The following is a 17,288-nucleotide window of genomic DNA, read 5'->3' on the forward strand; positions in this document are numbered from 1 at the left end:
GCGTGTCGCTCGATCGGAGCCTGCTGCTCGAGGACGCGGGGCGGCTGTACGCGGACGCGCCCCGGGCCCTGCGGCTCAAGCAGCGGCTGCGGGTGCTGGTCTGCCCGTTCGAGGAGACGATCGGGTACGTGCCGGACGGCGCGAGCGTGCTCGACATCGGGTGCGGCTCCGGGCTGATGCTCGGCCTCATGGCGGCGCGCGGGAAACGCGTCCAGGGGCACGGCTTCGACCCGTGCCCGGTCGCGATCGGGCTGGCCGGGCGGATGGCCGTCCGCCTGCGCGACAGCGGCTCGACACTGCGCTTCGAGCACCGCGACGCCCGCTCGCCGTGGCCGGCCCGCTCCTATGACGTGGTCCACATGCAGGACGTCATCCACCATGTGCCGATTCCGGCGCAGCGGGCGGTGTTCGACCGGGCCTGCGCCGCGGTACGGCCCGGTGGCCTGCTCGTCTACACGGACATGAGCGCGCGGCCCTTGTGGCGCAACGCCGCCTGCCGGATCCACGATCTGATCGTCGTCCGCGAGTGGATCCACCCGGTGCCGATCAGCACGATCGAGGACTGGGCGGCGGAGAACCGGCTCGCTCTGGAGGTGTCCCGCACCGCGCACCGCGTCATATATGGGAACGATCTAAGAGTCTTCCGGCGCCGACTTTGGCCATAAGCTAGCGCATGTGGTGATTCACGGCATACTTGCGGCGTCATTAGCACTGACGTCACTCCCCGCGACGAGCGCTCACGCGGAGATCGATTGCAGCCGGGTCAAATGTCTGGCCCTGACCTTCGACGACGGCCCGAGCGTCCATACGCCGAAGCTGCTCGACCTGCTCAAAAAGGAACGTGTCAAAGCCACCTTCTTCCTGGTCGGCGCGCAGGTGGAGAAATATCCGAGCATCGTCAGACGGGAAGCCGCCGAAGGCCACGCCATCGGCAACCACACCTATTCGCATCCGTCGCTGCCCACGCTGCTCGACAACGAGATCCTGGCCGAGATCCAGAACACCCAGGAACTCATCAAGGAGCAGACGGGGACGCTGCCGAAGATGTTCCGCCCGCCGTACGGGGCCACCGACGACCGGGTGCTGGGCCTGGCGGGGTCGCAGAACCTCTCGCAGGTGCTGTGGACCGGCACGACGCTCGACTGGAAGCTGCGTAACGTGGCGAAAATCAAGGCGGCCGTGTTCAGGTTGGCCAAGCGCGACGGCGTGATACTCATGCATGACGTGGTGCCGCAGACCGCACAAGCCATGCCGGCGATCATCAAGGAGCTCAAGAAGCGCGGCTACCACCTCGTCACCGTGCCGACGCTGGAGCGCGGCAAGGGGATGGAAGCCGGGGTGAGTTACCCCTGAACCGCCTGGATCGGGAGTCATGCAGATCGAAATCGCCAAGCGCCGGCGATGGGTGCCACTCGGAACGTTCGTCGCTATTCAGGCCGTTCTCGCCTGCTGGTGGGCGGCGTTCTATCCCGGGCTGTTCAGCCGCGATTCGGTCCTCTACCTAAGCCATACCCTCGTCGGTCCCTGGGTGAGCGACCACTCGGTCCTCTACGACTCGCTGCTGTGGCTCAGCTTCAGGACCACCGGTGACCTTGGCGCGGTCACGTTCCTGCAGACCACGGCCATGGCGGCGGCGCTCACCTACCTGACGGAAGCGCTCAAGAACCTCGGCGCGCCGCGCAGGTCGACGACGGTGGTGGCGGTGCTCCTGCCGCTGGTGCCCACGGCCGGCGCGTTCACGGTCACGCTCTGGAAGGACGTGCCGTTCACGATCTGCGCGGTCGCGATCACGGCCGCCTGCGCCGCGATGGCCGCCGACCGTACCGTCACCTACCGCAGGCTGCTCGGGCTGGGCCTGCTGATGACCGCCCTGGGGCTGTTCCGGGCGAACGGCTTCCTCATCGTGGGCGTCGCCATCGTCGTGCTGCTGGTGGTCGTCTCGGCCATGCGCGTACGGCTGGCCCTGGTCGGCACGGTGGCGGCGGCCATCCCGCTGCTGCTCAACAACCTGCTCTTCCCCCAGCTCGGCATCGCTGCCCCGTCGAAGACGTACGTCTACCACACGGCCTTCGGCGACATCGCCGTCGCGTACCGGGACCATCCGGAGCTGTTCACCGAGCAGGACAAGACCCTCATGACGGCCGTCGCGCCCCTGACCAGGTGGACCGAGGGCGGCAATTGCTACACGATCAACCCGCTGATCTGGCGGCGCGACTTCAGCTGGCCGCAGGCCGACGCGCACGCCGGTGAGCTGCTGGACCTCTGGAAACGCCTGCTCCTCGCTCAGCCCGCGATGGTGGTCGACGCCAGGCTGTGCCGGGGCGCGATCGCCTGGAAGCTGTTCGGGGACGACACGGTCCAAGGCGGGCAGACCTACCGGTTCTCGCTCCGCCCCAACGCCGACACCTACGTGGGACCCAACAAGGTGCCCGACTTCCAGGGCCGCTGGGTCTACTCGCTCAGGCCGATGTCGCAGGAGCTTTACCAGCGGGCGAGCTCGTGGCTGGCCACCGCCGAGCAGCCGCAGTATGACTGGCTGCTGTGGCGGGGCGCGTTCTGGTGCTACCTGTCCTATCTGGCTGTGGCCCTGGGCGCGCTGGCACAACGCAACCGCTACGTGATCGCCGTGGCGGCGCCGGTGATTGGGCAGCAGCTCGCCATCCTGGCCAACATCTCCGCCCAGGACTTCCGGTACATGGCCTCACCGATCCTCATCGGCGTCCTGCTGGTCCCGCTGCTCATCGCCTCCATCGGCCGGCTCGTCCGGCGCCTGCCCCCTCGGGAACCGGCATCGGCCTCGCCCTCGGCCGAGCATGTTGACACGCCGGCTTAGCTCGTCAGCCGGCGGCCGCGTGACGGGCGTCGTAGCGCTCGCGGGACTCCGCCACGCTCGCGCTGTGCCTGATCGACCAGTCGGTGAACGTCAGCATCGCCTCGTGGAGCTCCAACGCCATGGGCGTGGCCGCGTACTCGACCATGGGCGGGACGGTGGCGTAGACCGTACGTTCGAGCAGGCCGTCACGTTCGAGAGCGCGCAGGGTCAGGGTGAGCATCCGGCGGCTGATGCCCTCGATGCGTCGTTCCAAGTCGGTGAACCTGACCGGCCCGTCCGACGCCGCCACGAGGATCTGGATCGCGTACTTCCCGGCGATCCGGTCGAGGACCTCGCGCGGCGTTACAGCGGTGTTCTTGTGAAGCATGTCGCTGATGGTCACACATCATGACCCACTGTTACAACCCTTCGTCAAAGCCGCTTCACGCCAGTCGTGAACACTTCCCGCGTGATCGGTGAAGGAGAGGTGTGAACCCAAGGACCGAGAGGTGATCGCGATGTCACGGGCGCTGCCCGCGCAGATCGGCGACGCCGTGATCATCGAACAGTCGTGGGGGGAGCCCGAACGCTTCTCCGCCATCTTCGACCGCTATTACCCCGAGATCCACGACTACGCCGCACGCAGGCTGGACAGCGCCTTAGCCGACGACATCGCCGCGGAGACGTTTCTCATCGCCTTCGACAAGCGCACCGGCTACGACCTCGCACGTCCCGACGCGCGGCCCTGGCTGTACGGCATAACCTCCAACCTCATCGCCCGGCACCGCCGCGCCGAAGTACGCCAGTACCGGGCGCTGGCCAAAGCAGGCACGGAAAAACCCATGGAGGACCACGCCGACCGAGTAGCCGGGGTGGTGGACGCGGGCGCGCGCAAATCCCGGCTCGCCCAGGCCCTGGCCGAGATCGCCGACGGCGACAGGGATGTGCTGCTCCTGATCGCCTGGGCCGAGCTCACCTCCGAGGAGGCGGGCAGCGCGCTCGGCATTCCAGCAGGAACGGCGCGCTCACGGCTGCACAGGGCCCGCAGGAAGATCCAGGCCGTACTGGGAGAGGACGCGTCATGAACGATTTGGAGACGCTGCGCGAGGCCTGGGATCGCCCGAATCCCCCCTCGCCCGCCGCGCAGTCAGCGGCCAGGGCCGCCCTCTTGGCGCGAGCCGCCAGGCCCCGCCCCAAGCGCGGGTGGGCGATGCGGGCGCTGGCGGTGGCCGCCTCGGCGGTGGTGATCGCGACGGGGGCAACCGTGTTCCAGTCCGTGGGAGGAGGAGAAGGACAGCCGACACTCCCCGCCGCCAACGCGCAGGTGGTGCTCACCAGGATCGCGGCGACGGTACAGAAGAAGGACTTCACGCCGCCCCGCGACGATCAGTGGATCTACACCGAGATGCGGGTGCGGAGCCACGGCAAGGGCCTCATGGACAAGCGGCTCACGCCGCGGACGCCGTTGACTAGCACGATCAAGGAGTTCTGGACGCGCGCCGACGGCAAGCGGGTCGGTTACATGACGGGTGGCAAGCTGATGACCACCAACCCCGGAGAGCGGACGCCGGAGAACACCTACTCGATGGTGGCCGCGCTGCCCACCGACCCCGACAAACTGCTGGCCAAGTTCCGCAAGATACACGCTGTGCGGGGCGGAGATCAGGACGACTGGATCTTCCTGCGGTTCTCCGTGACCCTGGAGCAGAACGTCCCCCCGCCGGCCCAGGAGGCCGCCATCTTCAAGGCGATGGCCAAGCTCTCCGGCGTGACGGTGAACGAGTCGGCGGTGGATGACGAAGGCCGTCCGGCGCTGTCGGTCTCTCGCGTCTCCGACAAGTGGCTCAAACGCGAGGTCCTGCTGGACCCGTCGACGTACGCCTTCCGAGGCAGGCGCGAGACCGCAGTGGCGGATTACGAGGAGCGAAACCCGCGACTGGGAGAGAAGGTGTTCACCGTCAAGGACGGCAAGTCCGTTCCGGTCCCCTCGCGTTTGCTGTGGAGCGTCGAGAAGGGAACCGTCTGGCTGGCGTTCACGCGCACCGTCGTGGGCGTCGTCGACCGGGCCGGACAGAAGCCGTAACCGTTCGACGAGCTTTACCAGTCCGCGGCTTGGAGCAGCCGCAGGGCGGCCTCGGACGCCGAGCCCGGTTCGGCGTTGAACACGGCCACACGCTGCCCTTCGTCGTTCGGCAGGGCCATGAACTCGGCCATGAGCGCCATAGTGCCCACCATGGGGTGGTGGTAGGTCCGCGTGTCGGTGCCGCAGTCGCCGACGGAATGCGCGGCCCACAGTTTCGCGAACTCCGGGCTCCCGACCGTCAGCTCGCCTACGAGACCGGTCAGGCCCGGGGCACCGGGATAGCGGCCCGCGATCAGCCGAAGGTCGGCGACGGTGGAGCGCGCCTTGCGCGTCCAGTCGCCGTACAGCTCGCGCATGTGGGGGTCGAGGAACAGCATGCGGGCGATGTTGGGGCGTTCGGCGGGCCGGCTCGGCGCGTCGAAGTCGAGGTGCCCGGCCAGCAGCGCGTGCGCCATCGGATTCCACGCGAGCACGTCGAGGAAGCGCCCCATGACCAGCGCGGGTACGTCCCTGAACGAGTCGATCATGACTTGTACGCCCGGCCGTACCCGCTCAGGCTTGACCGCCCGGCGCCGGGTCCTCGCCTTCGGCCGGGCCAGTGAGTAGAGGTGGGCGCGTTCGGCCTCGTCCAGGCGCAGGACGCGGGCGACGGCGTCGAGCACGGCGTCGGAGGCGTTGGGGCTCTGGCCCTGTTCGAGACGGGTGTAGTAGCCGGCACTCACCCCGGCGAGTTGAGCCAGCTCCTCACGCCGCAGGCCAGGCACCCGGCGGCGTCCCCCGAACGTGGGAAACCCGGCGTCCTCGGGCTGCAGCCGCGCCCGCCTCGACCGCAAGAATTCGCCCAGTTCACCATGTACGTCCATATCTCCCAGTGTCACGGACCAGCGGCCGTGGAGCCTGCACCTGCCAGGTGTACCCCCGGCGGAGGGCTGGATGAGGCTCACCGTCGGCCGCAGTCTGGTTCCCGGTTCGCTTCAGACGGAACGGGAGAAATAGTGAAGATCATTGTGATCGGTGCGACAGGGACCATCGGCAGTGCGGTCGCCGAGGCGTTGGAGGCGCGCCACCACGAGGTGGTACGCGCGTCGCGCCGAGGCCCTGTACGGGTGGACATGACCGACGCCGCGTCGATCGACGCCCTCTTCGCGCAGGTCGGCCAGGTGGACGCGGTGGCGTGCTGCGCGGCGAGCGGCGGCCTGTCACCGCTGGACACGCGCTCGGACGCGGACTTCTGGGGCGACGGGCTCGAAGGGAAGCTGGTCGGGCAGGTGAACCTGGTCCGGCGGGCACTCACTCACGTGTGGGATGGCGGATCGGTCACGCTCACCAGCGGACGGTTCGTGGAGCCTGTCCCGGGGAGCTCGCTCGGTTACCTGGTCAACTCGGGCTTGGAGGCGTTCGTACATGCTGCCGCGATCGAGATGCCGCGAGGAGTTCGCCTGAACGCCGTCAGTCCCGGCTGGGTATGTGAAACCCTCCTCGCTCTGGGCATGGACCCCGCCGCTGGGGCGCCGGCGGCGGACGTTGCGCGCGTCTATGTGGACGCCGTGGAGGGCCCCGCCCACGGCCGCACCCTTTTGGTGAACGCGCCCTGAGCACTCCACCGGACTCTTTGAACGGCATCGAAGTTGGTCGGCGCTTGGGCAGCCCTATCGCTATCGAGCCTGACCGGCGAGGAGCTTCTTCCAAATGTTCTCGACCTCGCCAAGAGGCCGCGGGGTACTTTCCCTGACAACGGGGACAGACTCCAGCCGGTCCGTCTGTCGTATCCACGCGAGCCCGCCCGCGACACAAAGCTCGTAGATGCGGGCCTTGCACTCGCACGTGTGCCGCAGCACCCGAACCCAATCGAAGCGCGGCACCGGTTTGCTCCAATCGACCCGTCCGGCACCGGCTCGACGGGGACCAACATGCGGGCCATGAAAGTCGGGCAACTCGGTCATGGTGCTCTGACTCCTCGTAGACCGGATGCTGAGAGGACCATTCGGGATCCCAAGCATCGGCGGCAAAGCGCTCTTGTGGCAGGGTAGAGCAGGTGTACTACCCCTGACTAGCCTCTGGGGTAGCTATGGCCTGTTTAGGCTAGTCGCATAGCGTGCTGAGGTGATTGACAGAGAGGGTCCGGTGCCGCCGTACCGGCAGATTGCGGCAGCTGTCCGAAAGCGCATTCAGTCGGGGGAGATACCGCCGGGCCGACGTATCCCAAGCTTGGTGGAGCTGGAGGCCGAGTTCGGCGTGGCCCGCGACACCCTTCGCAAGGCAATACAGGTACTCAAGGACGAAGGCCTGGTAGAAACGGTCCGCGGGATGGGCGTGTACGTGAAGCCGCTCACCGGACCCGATACCGACCCTGACCTGCATCACTGAAGCGTCTGAGTACTGTCCGGACATCGGCGTGGAACGTCGCCGGTGACGATCCAAGCGGTTCTGCCAGCCGATATCGGCACTTGTCGTACGCGTTCAGTTCCTGGGCAGCTAGCGGCCGACTGAGCTGCTTGATGTGGCGCGCCAGCTGACCCTGCTGCGAATCGGCCCCGTCACCGCAATCGCGCCGAGCTCCGACCTCGTCGCTTGGAGTCGCCTCGGGTCCTCGTACGCGCCGACCGAGTTGGACACCGCGCTTGAGACCGGACGCTGATCGGGCTTCGAGCGATGATCCGGCCGGCGAAGATCTCGCGCTGTACCGCGCCAGGATGGCCGAGCGACCCGGGAACGGGAGCTGTCCCCCTGGCAGGAGCACCGTCGCGACTGGGTGTGCGCCAACGACGCGTGCCGTCTGGACATTCTCGATCGGCTCGCGTCCTCGGGGCCGCTGCCGTCGCGCGATCTTCTGGACACCTGCAAGATGCCGTGGGAATCACTGGGTGAACCAACAACCGCAACGTTACGCAGTTTGTGGATCTTCGATTTGGTCTTTGGGCAGGGTGCTTGGTCGGCGGTCACTCCGGTCCAGCGAGGAGCGCAGCAGCGTCTCGACACGAGCTTCCAGGCCCCGCCCGGCCGTGTGAAGGCTCGGCACCGGCGCCTCGGACGGTTCTCCCGGATCAGGGTCGTCGACCGGTGTGGGCGATGATCGTTGCTGCGAGGGGCGACACGATCGCGAGGGGCAGCGCGTGGCCGAGACCGCGTACCGTGACCAGAGTGGCGTTGGGGATGGCGTGCGCCAGCCGGGTGGCGTGCGGGGGCGGGGTGATGGGATCCTCCGGCGCGTCGATCACCAAGGTGGGCACAAGGACGTTCGCGAGTTCGGCTCCGCGCTCCATGCCCGACTGGTCGGCCAGGGCATGGGCGGCGGGGCTGTGCCAGGTGCCGCTGTGGGCGGCGATCCTACGTTCAAGATCGGCGAACTCCTCGTCGTCGAAGAGCAGGACGTCACCGTTGAGGACCCTCCAGTGCTCGACGCGCCACCGCAGCTCCGTCTCCGGGTCGCGCTCTTGGCCGAGCTCCGCCCACAGAGCGAGCAGCCGGGGGTCGGGCCCGGGCAGGTCGTCGTCGGAGATACCGGGGTCGGTGGCCGCTCCGCCGAGCAGCGCGGAGCCGAAGATCGTGGCGCTCATCAGCCGGTCCGCATGGTCGAGGAGGAGCAACTGGACCAGAGTGCCGCCCAGCGACATCCCGACCACGTGAGCGCGTTCGATCCGCAGCGCGTCGAGAATCGCGATCGCGTCGTCGGCCAGCGCACGGATCGGGTAGGGACGCTCGTGGAAGCCATGGGTGGAGCGTCCGGTGTCGCGGTGGTCGTAGCGGACGACGAAGTGCTCCCGGGACAGCAGCTCGACCAACTCGTCGGGCCAGCCCAGCCCGCTTGTGTTGGCTCCCATCACCAGCAACAGGGCGGGACGCTCCGGATCGCCGGCCATCTCCGCCCAGAGCCGATAGCCGTCCGCGACATCCACGAAGATCTCAGTGCGGCGAAGTCCGCCGGTCTGCGAGTCGGTCACGCGGGCCATGTCTCACTCCTCATAGGTTGGACCCGCCCCGGCCACGGTGCGGACCTGGGCCGGCCGTGGCAGCTCGGCCGAGGCGTACCGTCGGCGGCCGGAGACGTCGCGGGCCGGTTGGTCGACCAGGCCGAGCCGGTGGTGATGTCGCACGGTCTGCACCGTGGCATCGGCGAAGGCCGCGGCCTGGCGGATCGTCAGTGCGCTGGTCATATCTTCAGGCGCCCTCCACGGTCAAGGGCGGCGACCTCGCGTACGGCCTCGGCGATGGCGCGGAAGTCCTTACGCAGGATCGCACCGTGGTTGCCGGCGACCTTCGCGCTGATGTGGATGTTGGGGTTGCGGGCGGTCACCGTGTCAAGGCTGGTCCGCATCCGTTCTTGCTCGTCGCTGCGGCTTCCGAAGGACGTACCCGAAGCGACTACATACCGCGCCGGGACGGTGATGTTGTTCAGCACGGGGCCGAGCGCGCGCTCGCGGGAGATCACGCCGAGCTCGATGTTGCTGTTCGCCTGCTGGTCGGCGGTCATCCGCGGGGCCATACCGAAGGGGCGCAGCAGCGGCCATAACCAGCTCATCCGTCGAAACAGCTTGCGGATCCGCTGTTCCATGGCCTCGTCGAGCCAGTCGTGCGGGTACGCGCCGTCAACCAGGACCGCGCCCACGCTACGCTCGGGATTCCGGCTGGCCCAGTGCGCCGCGACCGCCGCGCCGTAGGACCAGCCGACCAGAAGCGGCCGGTGCACACCCCTGGCCCCGAGAACGGCATCGACATCGCGGATGTTCGTCTCGAATGAATAGTCCGCCGAACGCTGCGATTTGCCGCGGGCCCGCATGTCGTAGGTGATGTGCCGCCACCCCGTCCCCAGTTCGGCGATGACCCTACGCCATTGCGGCTGAATGCCGAACTGGCCGTTGAGGTAGACCACCGGGACACCGGGACCGCCGGTGTCGGTCACGGCCAGCGCCGTGTCGTCGACCGGCACCATGCCGGTCCAGGTCGCGTTGGCCGGGTTTGAGGTTGTCATGGGTGCTCCTTCGCATCTGTGAACGATGTACCGCGATCGTGTTCTTCGCCGTCCAGCGGCATGCCGTGGTGGCAGGTACGGGCAAGGATGTCCGGGACGTCATGCGTACGGTCGCGACCACGCCGGCCGCGACCGTACGTGAAGATCGATCGAGCTATTCCGCGCTGGACGTGCCGGCGACCAGCGGCAGCGAGACCGAAGTGCCGGCCAGGTCGACGGTGACCTTGGTCCCGGTGCCGGGTTCGGCGTCGGTGATGTCGTCGTTGGTCCCGGTCAGCACCAGGCCCAGCCGGTGCCCCGCCTTGAACTCGTAATCCTGAGGCAGCATCGACCAGGTGATCTGGTACGGCTTGCCCGGCGTCAGAGGTGTCTGGCGGCTGAGCGACTTGTGGTTCTGGGCATCCAGGATTGCGCGGGTGACCACCTGGAAGCCGGCGGTCACCGTGTTGTCGGCGGCCCTGAAGTAGCAGCCGTCGTCATCGGCCGTGCTCTCGCCGACGCAGTCCTCGCCGCCGATGAACTTGAGACCTTGCCCGCCGGCGGGATCGACGCCGTGGATGCGGGTGTCCTGGCCGTAGTCGACGAGCAGGACGCCCAGGTTGGCGGTCGGCTTGTCCAGCTTGAGGCGCAGGCTCACCGACGGCGTTCCGGACAGCCGTATCGCGCTCTTCAGCGGCGGGGTCAGGTAGGCAAGCCGGTTGGCGTTGGTGGTGGCAGGATCGCCGGCCATCGCCACCTCGGTCTGGGCGGTGTCGAGGTAGCTGCCGGTTCCGGTCGATGGCTTGCGGCCCAGTGAGCCGTCCTGCCCCGGTCGCAGGGTCACCGTCCGCGTCGGCGTCGGCCAGTCGGCCTGAGTGATCCAGCGGTCCGGGCCGAGCTGTACGTCAACGCGCGGCCGGCGCATGACGTCGTTCGGCACGCCCATCAACTCGTGGTCGAACCACTGGTGCAGGGTGTCGACCCACACGTCGCGGCGGGCATAGAACGGGTCGAGGTGCCCGTACTGCGTCACCCACACCTTGCGCTGCACATTGCGCGGCAATCCGGCCCACCAGGTGGAGAACTGGTCGGCTCGCACGTTCCGGTCCTGCATTCCTACTACCGTGAATACGCTGGCACGCACGTTGCGTGCCTTCGATATCGGCCCAGTCCGATAGTCGCGCTCGCGCCAGAAGGCGTTGTAGTTGCCCGTCTCGTCGTCCGAGCCGGCGGCCAGTTGCCGGCGCACCGCCGCGCATTTCTCCTCCGGATCGAGGTCGACCCGGTCGGCCTGCCACTCCGGCCCGCCTTTGAACCAGGTGAGGGTGCCGTTCGCGCGCCACATCCCGTATCCGCTGCTGAACCCCGCGACCGGCACGATCGTCTCCAGCCCCGCCACCCCGGTGCCGGCGACCCCCATGGCGAGGGCTCCCTCATACGACTGGCCGATCATCCCGGTACGCCCAGTGGTCCAGGTGGCTTTCACCGGATCGCCGTTGTCGTCGTAGGCGGTCGCCCGGCCGTTCAGCCAGTCGATGACCGCCTTGCCGCCGAGCACGTCGGACGCGCCGTAGGAGGTGGGGCAGCCGTCCGACAGCCTGGTGCCGATCATGTCGACGGACACGAACGCGTACCCGCGCGGCACGAAGTAGTTGTCGTAGAACAGCGGAAACTTCGTCAGGTTCCCGTCCGCGTCGTACTTCTTGTGGTCCAGTTCGAAGCCGACCCCCGGTTCGTCGTAGTACGGGCTTTCGTGCATGATCACCGGGACCTTGAGCCCGGAACCGGTCTCTTTCGGCCGGATGATGTCCACCCGGACCAGGTCCTTCTTGCCGTCGCCGTCGCTGTCGACCGGCGACTGCACCCGAACGTGCTCACGGATGGCGTCCTGGTAGGAGAAGACGGGCTGCGTGAGCCCGCCGGAGATCTCGACCGCCGGCTCCGCCGTCGCGGACGCGGCTGGAGCCCCGGCGACTGCGAGTGCGGTCGCGAGTACGACGGTGGCGAGGGAACCTCGCCGTTGTGAGATTGACATGTGTGCCCCCGTTAAGCGGTGTCGATGGGAGAAAAGCAGGGAGGCCGGATCCGCCCGGCACAGCGGGGGCGGGTCGGATCACGGCGCGATACCCGGCGGTGGGCGCCGGCCAGGCGGGCGTCGAGGGCCGCGGTCAATCGGTGGTTCCGGGAGCGGGTACGGCGTGTTCGGCGGCGCGGCTGACCTGCTCCCAGGCGGCCCAGGTCGCCATCCGCCGGCGGGAGATGTCGAAGGCCAGGTCGTAGACCATGCTGCCGAGCAGCAACCGCTGCGGCGGGTCTTCGCTGTCCACCAGCTTCAGCAGCGCCTCGGCGGCCAGACGTGGCTCACTGTCGATCGAGCCCTCGGCCCACTGCTTCTCCAGCTCGGCGCGCAACGGGCCGTACTCCTCCAGAGGCGACGTCGTCGTCATGCTGGTGTACAGGTCGGTCCAGTAACCGCCGGGCTGGACCAGGGTGACCTTCACGCCGAACGGCGCGGCCTCCATTGCCAGCGCCTCGCTCATGCCCTCCAGCGCGAACTTGCTCGCGCTGTACATCCCGGTGCTCGGGAAGCCGCCCAGCGCGGCGATGCTGGAGATCTGCACGATGTGCCCGGATCCCTGGCCACGCAGGTGCGGCAGGACAGCCTGGCAGACCCACATCGCCCCGAAAAGATTGACCTCCAGCTGGGCGCGCGCCTCGGCCTCGGTGAATTCCTCGATCATGCCCGAGGACATGGTGCCTGCGTTGTTCACCACGATGTCCAGCCGGCCGAAGTGCTCGACGGCGGTGTGCACGGCGGCGAACACCGCGTCGCGGTCGGTCACGTCCAGGACAAGGGTGAGCAGCCGGTCTCCGTGCCGGTCGTCGAAGTCCTGTCGGGTGATGGTACGGGCGGCGGCGACCACTTGATCGCCACGCTCCAGCGCGGCGACAGCGAACGCACGACCCAGGCCGCGGCTGGCTCCCGTGATGAACCAGGTGCGGGAAGAGGCGGTATCCGCGGTGCGCATATGCAGAACTCCGATCGGTTGCACAGGTTTCCGAGACGATCCGTCTCGTCTCGACAAGCAGTGACTATATTGGCTCCCCATTACTGTGTCAAGACGGACCGTCTCGTCTCGTTTGTTTGCCAGGTTGGACGGATTCCTCTCCGGCGCGGCCCACCAGAACGAGGCCTCACGGCGGGCATCCTCACCCCGGCCTTCGAGCTGGTGCAGGAGGTCGGATACGCCAAGCAGAGCGTCGAGGGCATCACGACCCGGGCCGGTGTCGGCAAGCAGACGATCTACCGCTGGTGGCCCTCCGAGAGGCGGTTCGGCCTGGCGGCCATGGCCGCCGTCGGCGTGTGCGGCCTCGTGGTGACCTGGTGGTCCGACCCGCTGGACAAGTCCGCCGTTCCGGAAATGGCCCAGATGTCGCCCCTGGTGTTCAGCGCGCGCGGCATCGCCCCGATCGGGTGCGCGGCCTTCGCCTTCGTCCTCGGCGTGACCGTGGGCGTGCTGGTACGCCGTACGCTGCCCGCGATGGCCCTCACCCTGGTCGCTTTCGCGGCGATCCAGCTGGCCATGCCGCTGCTGGTCCGGCCCCACCTGATGCCCCCGGTCACGTCGACGTTCGAGCTCGGCCGGACGAACGTGAACGGCCTCGTTCCGCAAGGGCAGGAAGGCGGCGGCGTGCAGATCTTCCTGAGTACGTCGGCCGTGCCCGGCCACGCGGGCGGCCCAACAAAAAGGGAATTGTGCGCGTCATAGCGATCAACACCTCTCAGGAAGGTCGTCGACATGGACGCCACCCCCAAGAAGCTTTTCGCCATCGCCACGACAGCCGCCATCGCTCTGTCCCTGGCCGCCGCCCCCGCCTCGGCGGCGAGCAGTGCGAGCAGGTCGCGTCTGATGAACGCGGCCACCGGACTCTGCCTGGCCGTAGGCAAGAGCGAAGTGCGGGCCGGCAAGAAGGTCATCCAGTGGACCTGCTCCACCAACAAGGACCAGCAGTGGATCTACCGCAAGGGCAAGGTCATCAACGCCAAGACCGGCATGTGCCTGGCGATCGCACGCGGCGTCCAGGTCAAGGGCAAGTACGCGATCCAGTGGCCGTGCACCGACGGCGGAACCGAGCAAGAGTGGATCTACGACGAGCACCAGCGACTGCGTAACCGAGCCACCGACATGTGCCTGGCGGTCGGCAAGGCCGAACGCAAGCCGGGCAAATGGATCATCCAGTGGACGTGCCGGGACTCCGCCGACCAGGCCTGGCTGATGCGCTAGCACCGTGGCCGGCGTCGGCGGCCGACTTCCCGGAAAATTCTGCGAAGAAGTCCGGGAGGAAGTGTCGGATCGGGGCGGTGGTGTTCGTAGCAGGGGTGAGGCCGCCCGCAAGGGGCGGCGCCAAGGCAAAGGAGCCGCGACCATGAAGCTGACGACCGTGACTCAGGTCCCGGGGGTGAGCCGTAGGTGCACGGCAGTGGCATCCTGACCCCATGGCTGCTGGAGAACGAGATGACCGGCCGGCCGGGCGCCCGCGGTATGCGACGGCCTGAAGTCCCTACCACCGAACGACGCTGTCTTGACACCACAGGAGATGATCTTCAGATGCGTTACCTGGTTTCCGTGATCGATGACAAGAGCAATCCCGGCAGCACGGACAGGCAGCCTGCCATCAGCGCGTTCAACGAACGACTGATCGCCGAGGGCTACTGGGTTTTCGCGGGCGGACTCGCGGACACCGACGCGGCCACGGTCATCGACAACCGGGGCGAGCAGGCGGTGTTCAGCGACGGGCCCTTCGTGGAGTCGAAGGAGTACCTCGCCGGCGTCTGGGTGTGGGAGGCCCCCGATCTGGATGTGGCGCTCAAGCTCGCCGCCGAGGCGTCGAAGGTCTGCGATCGGAAGATCGAGGTGCGGCCGTTCCAGTGAGCGACATCGAGGAGGCGATCACCCGGGCCCACCACGACGAGTGGGCGCGGGTGGTGGCCGCACTGACCAGACGCTTCGGCGACCTCGACATCGCCGAGGAGGCAGCGGCCGAGGCGTTCGCGACCGCCGTCGAGCGGTGGCGGGCCGACGGCCTGCCCCCCAATCCGGGCGCGTGGCTGACCACCACCGCCAACCGCAAGGCCATCGACCGGATCCGGCGCGAGAACAAACGCGACGACAAGCATAAGGAGGCCCAGATGGTGTACGACGTCAACCCGCCCGAGCCGCTGGGCACCATCGACGACGACCGGCTCCGGCTGATCTTCACCTGCTGTCACCCGGCGCTGGCGATGGAAGCGCGCGTGGCGTTGACGCTGCGCATGGTCGGCGGTCTTACCGTGCCCGAGATCGCCCGTGCCTTCCTGGCGCAGCGGACCACCTTGGAGCAGCGGATCACCCGCGCGAAGGCCAAGATCAAGGCGGCTCGCATCCCCTATCGGATGCCGTCCGCCGACGATCTGCCGGCTCGTGTCTCCGGTGTCCTGGCCGTCCTGTTCCTCGTCTTCAACGAGGGCTACCTGGCCAGCGGTCCCGACACCGATCCCGTACGACACGACCTGACCACCGAGGCGATCCGGCTCACCCGCCTGATCCGCGTGCTCCTGCCGCAGGACGGAGAAGTGGCCGGCCTGCTGGCGCTGATGCTGCTCATCGAGGCCCGCCGCCCCGCCCGGGTCTCGGCCGGCGGCGAACTGGTCCCCCTGGCCGAGCAGGACCGCGGCGCCTGGGACGCGGAACTGATCGCCGAAGGTCATCGGCTGGTACGCGAGCGCCTGGCCGCTGCCGCCGCCGGGGTGGCTCCGGGCCGCTATCAGATTCTCGCGGCGATCAACGCGGTGCACACCTCCGCCCGCGACATCCGCGACACCGACTGGTCGCAGGTCCTCGCCCTCTACGACCAGCTCGTCCGCCTCGACCCCTCGCCGATCATCGCCCTCAACCGGGCCATCGCCGTGGCCGAGCTCGACGGGCCGGAGGTGGCGCTGGCCATCGTTGACCGCCTCGCCGAGGCGTTGGCCGGCTATCACGCCTACCACGCCACCCGCGCCGACCTGCTGCGCCGGCTGGGCCGAAGTCAGCAGTCACGCGCGGCCTATGACCGGGCCATCGAGCTGGCCGGCAACACCGGCGAGACCGCGTACCTCACCCGCCGCCGCGACCAACTGCGGTAGCGCCCGCGTTTGAAGCGCTCCATGCCGGAGATCCCGGAAAGTCGCCCGCCAACGGAGACGCCGTCCCGGCCGGCCGATCGTCGCCCTGATGCCCCGCGAGGCACCATAGGCCGACAAAGCCGGCCGTCGAGCTCTTTGAGGTCGACGGCCGGCTTTAGACGCACAAGCGCCGGTGGAGATACTTCGCGCTGCCGATCCTGTACGGCGACCGCCTGGTGGGCGAACTCGACGCCACCACCGACAGCGGCGGGCCACCGAACGCCTAGTTCTTGCTCCAGATCCCCGCGTAGACGTTGTCCTCGACGTTCGTGACGATGGGGTGGTAGCCCAGCCCCTTCAGCTCAAGGGACTTGAGCTTGTAGGTCACGCTGGACAGCTGCAGGTACTCCTTCAGACCGGTCGAGTTGGCCTTGCCCCACACGGTGGTGTAGAGCTTGCCGGGCTCGACCGCCATGGCGACAGGGCTCAGACCCTGCTTCGCCCGCGCCAGGAGCTCCTTGCCGCGCTGCTCCACGGTCTGGCCGGTGGTCACTTGAAGGGTTCCCGTGACGGCTCCGGCAGCCCAAACGGCCGTGTAGAGCGGCTTCTCGGCCGTGCCGTACACGTCCAGCGAGGAAATCTGGTAGCCGGCGGCGCCGAGCTGGGTGTTGACGGTCGCCAAGGCTTCCTTGGTCAGGTTGGTCTTGGACTGGAGCTTGCGCGTGGTCTTCTCGAAGACCGCCGCGAAGATGGCGCCCGTGCCCGTACCCGTACCAGTGATCATGGTGGGCTGGAAACCCAGCTGCTGCTGTTCGGCGATGCGCTTCGGCAGGTCGGTGACCGACAGGTCCTGCAGGACGTTCACCTTGCGGGTGGCGTCCTTGACCCATACGGAGGTGTACTCCGGGTTGGCCGCGTTGGTCACGCTCAACGCCGAGGGAACATAACCCGTACCCAGCAACTGCTTGATGCGCTGCAGGTGCGCGTTCTCGGTGAGTCCCTGGAGGGAGAGCCAGCTCAGCGGCAGGCTCTGGGCAGTCTGGACGGTCTTGGCGGGCTGCTCGGCCATCGCGGGAGACGAGAGCGCCAGCAAGGGGGCCGTGGCCGCCGCGAGCACCGTGGTGACAGCGACGATTCTCGGAGTGTTCCTCATGGTCCTCCTTAGGTAAAGGTTGTCCCAAAATCGGGACAAGAAGTGACCATAACAAAGAATGAGCGCATCTTGACCATCTGTCACCATGATCGTGACAACGATGTGTCAAGAAAGCGGGTGCCGAACGGCCGCATCCAGAGGAACCTT

19 protein-coding genes are annotated in these 17,288 nt (G+C 67.8%); 11 read left to right on the forward strand and 8 right to left on the reverse strand.

Annotation, left to right across the window (positions count from 1 at the left end; translation table 11 throughout):
* Positions 1–2 precede the first annotated feature (2 nt).
* Genes ACGFJ2_RS40725 through ACGFJ2_RS40735 form a run of 3 tightly spaced genes read left to right on the forward strand, consistent with a single transcriptional unit; the run spans position 3 to position 2,833 of the window.
* Positions 3–665, forward strand: a complete 663-nt coding sequence (locus ACGFJ2_RS40725; RefSeq protein ID WP_393477659.1) for a class I SAM-dependent methyltransferase — start codon at positions 3–5, stop codon at positions 663–665.
* Positions 666–675: 10 nt separating this feature from the next.
* The gene (locus ACGFJ2_RS40730) at positions 676–1,353 is read left to right on the forward strand and encodes a polysaccharide deacetylase family protein (RefSeq protein ID WP_393477662.1); all 678 of its coding nucleotides are present in this window, start codon (positions 676–678) and stop codon (positions 1,351–1,353) included.
* Positions 1,354–1,372: 19 nt separating this feature from the next.
* Positions 1,373–2,833 carry a hypothetical protein gene (locus tag ACGFJ2_RS40735; protein WP_393477664.1) on the forward strand — a complete coding sequence of 487 codons (1,461 nt, stop codon included), beginning with the start codon at positions 1,373–1,375 and terminating at the stop codon, positions 2,831–2,833.
* Positions 2,834–2,837: 4 nt separating this feature from the next.
* On the opposite strand, the gene ACGFJ2_RS40740 is transcribed toward ACGFJ2_RS40735, so the two are convergent.
* Positions 2,838–3,200: a helix-turn-helix domain-containing protein gene (locus ACGFJ2_RS40740; RefSeq protein ID WP_357948413.1), complete on the reverse strand. Its 363-nt coding sequence runs from the start codon at positions 3,198–3,200 to the stop codon at positions 2,838–2,840.
* 130 nt (positions 3,201–3,330) lie between these two features.
* Here ACGFJ2_RS40740 and ACGFJ2_RS40745 point away from each other — a divergent pair, with 130 nt between their 5' ends.
* Together ACGFJ2_RS40745 and ACGFJ2_RS40750 are read left to right on the forward strand one after the other, a co-directional pair.
* A complete protein-coding gene (locus ACGFJ2_RS40745) occupies positions 3,331–3,897 on the forward strand; it encodes an RNA polymerase sigma factor (RefSeq protein ID WP_357949474.1) in 567 nt (188 codons plus the stop codon).
* The gene (locus tag ACGFJ2_RS40750) at positions 3,894–4,895 is read left to right on the forward strand and encodes a CU044_5270 family protein (protein ID WP_393477667.1); all 1,002 of its coding nucleotides are present in this window, start codon (positions 3,894–3,896) and stop codon (positions 4,893–4,895) included. The genes ACGFJ2_RS40745 and ACGFJ2_RS40750 overlap by 4 nt, the downstream gene beginning before the upstream one ends.
* Positions 4,896–4,909: 14 nt before the next feature.
* On the opposite strand, the gene ACGFJ2_RS40755 is transcribed toward ACGFJ2_RS40750, so the two are convergent.
* Positions 4,910–5,758: a helix-turn-helix transcriptional regulator gene (locus tag ACGFJ2_RS40755; protein ID WP_393477669.1), complete on the reverse strand. Its 849-nt coding sequence runs from the start codon at positions 5,756–5,758 to the stop codon at positions 4,910–4,912.
* Between the two features lie 132 nt (positions 5,759–5,890).
* Here ACGFJ2_RS40755 and ACGFJ2_RS40760 point away from each other — a divergent pair, with 132 nt between their 5' ends.
* Entirely contained in the window at positions 5,891–6,490 is a 600-nt protein-coding gene (locus tag ACGFJ2_RS40760; RefSeq protein ID WP_393477672.1) for a short chain dehydrogenase, read from the forward strand.
* A 508-nt stretch (positions 6,491–6,998) separates the two neighbouring features.
* Positions 6,999–7,262 carry a GntR family transcriptional regulator gene (locus ACGFJ2_RS40765; protein ID WP_393477674.1) on the forward strand — a complete coding sequence of 88 codons (264 nt, stop codon included), beginning with the start codon at positions 6,999–7,001 and terminating at the stop codon, positions 7,260–7,262.
* Between the two features lie 677 nt (positions 7,263–7,939).
* On the opposite strand, the gene ACGFJ2_RS40770 is transcribed toward ACGFJ2_RS40765, so the two are convergent.
* The 5 genes from ACGFJ2_RS40770 to ACGFJ2_RS40790 form a co-directional block, all read right to left on the reverse strand.
* Positions 7,940–8,845, reverse strand: a complete 906-nt coding sequence (locus ACGFJ2_RS40770) for an alpha/beta fold hydrolase (protein ID WP_393477676.1) — start codon at positions 8,843–8,845, stop codon at positions 7,940–7,942.
* Positions 8,846–8,848: 3 nt separating this feature from the next.
* Positions 8,849–9,049: a MerR family DNA-binding transcriptional regulator gene (locus ACGFJ2_RS40775; RefSeq protein WP_393477679.1), complete on the reverse strand. Its 201-nt coding sequence runs from the start codon at positions 9,047–9,049 to the stop codon at positions 8,849–8,851.
* Positions 9,046–9,864, reverse strand: a complete 819-nt coding sequence (locus ACGFJ2_RS40780) for an alpha/beta fold hydrolase (RefSeq protein ID WP_393477681.1) — start codon at positions 9,862–9,864, stop codon at positions 9,046–9,048. Before ACGFJ2_RS40780 ends, ACGFJ2_RS40775 begins: the two co-directional genes overlap by 4 nt.
* A 154-nt stretch (positions 9,865–10,018) precedes the next feature.
* Positions 10,019–11,878 (reverse strand): CocE/NonD family hydrolase, encoded by a 1,860-nt coding sequence (locus ACGFJ2_RS40785; RefSeq protein ID WP_393477684.1) that lies wholly within the window; start codon positions 11,876–11,878, stop codon positions 10,019–10,021.
* 133 nt (positions 11,879–12,011) lie between these two features.
* Positions 12,012–12,872, reverse strand: a complete 861-nt coding sequence (locus ACGFJ2_RS40790; RefSeq protein ID WP_393477686.1) for an SDR family oxidoreductase — start codon at positions 12,870–12,872, stop codon at positions 12,012–12,014.
* A gap of 201 nt (positions 12,873–13,073) precedes the next feature.
* On the opposite strand from ACGFJ2_RS40790, the gene ACGFJ2_RS40795 reads away from it, so the two are divergent.
* From ACGFJ2_RS40795 to ACGFJ2_RS40810, 4 genes are all read left to right on the forward strand, one after another.
* A complete protein-coding gene (locus tag ACGFJ2_RS40795) occupies positions 13,074–13,613 on the forward strand; it encodes a hypothetical protein (RefSeq protein WP_393477689.1) in 540 nt (179 codons plus the stop codon).
* A 30-nt stretch (positions 13,614–13,643) separates the two neighbouring features.
* Positions 13,644–14,129, forward strand: coding sequence for an RICIN domain-containing protein (locus ACGFJ2_RS40800; RefSeq protein ID WP_393477691.1), 486 nt, complete (start codon positions 13,644–13,646; stop codon positions 14,127–14,129).
* Between the two features lie 324 nt (positions 14,130–14,453).
* The gene (locus ACGFJ2_RS40805) at positions 14,454–14,777 is read left to right on the forward strand and encodes a YciI family protein (protein ID WP_142570976.1); all 324 of its coding nucleotides are present in this window, start codon (positions 14,454–14,456) and stop codon (positions 14,775–14,777) included.
* Positions 14,774–16,009 carry an RNA polymerase sigma factor gene (locus tag ACGFJ2_RS40810; RefSeq protein ID WP_393477695.1) on the forward strand — a complete coding sequence of 412 codons (1,236 nt, stop codon included), beginning with the start codon at positions 14,774–14,776 and terminating at the stop codon, positions 16,007–16,009. Before ACGFJ2_RS40805 ends, ACGFJ2_RS40810 begins: the two co-directional genes overlap by 4 nt.
* Before the next feature lie 262 nt (positions 16,010–16,271).
* Here the strand turns inward: ACGFJ2_RS40810 and ACGFJ2_RS40815 are convergent, their stop codons facing one another.
* Positions 16,272–17,141 (reverse strand): hypothetical protein, encoded by an 870-nt coding sequence (locus ACGFJ2_RS40815; RefSeq protein WP_393477697.1) that lies wholly within the window; start codon positions 17,139–17,141, stop codon positions 16,272–16,274.
* Positions 17,142–17,288 lie beyond the last annotated feature (147 nt).

The sequence above is a fragment of the Nonomuraea sp. NPDC049028 genome (assembly GCF_043197735.1).
Classification (GTDB): Bacteria; Actinomycetota; Actinomycetes; order Streptosporangiales; family Streptosporangiaceae; genus Nonomuraea.